1 pseudogene is annotated in these 229 nt (G+C 61.1%); it reads left to right on the forward strand.

From position 1 onward, the window contains the following. Positions 1-109: pseudogene (locus AC0IW7_RS25140) on the forward strand (protein-disulfide isomerase); the annotation flags it as partial. Positions 110-229 lie beyond the last annotated feature (120 nt).

Genomic DNA, 229 nt, shown 5'->3' on the forward strand with positions numbered 1-229 from the left:
GTCCATCGGCGTCAACGGCACGCCGGCCATCGTGCTGGCAGACGGCACGTTGATTCCCGGTTACCAGCCGGCGCCGCAGGTTGCCGCTCTGGCTTTGAAGGCCAAGTGAAACCCGCTGCGCTCGTTGCAACGCGGCACTCGTAGCTTGATTGACTAAACCCGGGCCGCTTCGTACGGTGCGGCTCTTTTATCTTGACGGCCCGCTAATACCGGGCCGTAAAGATAAAAG

It is taken from the genome of Pseudomonas sp. AC229 (genome assembly GCF_979254655.1).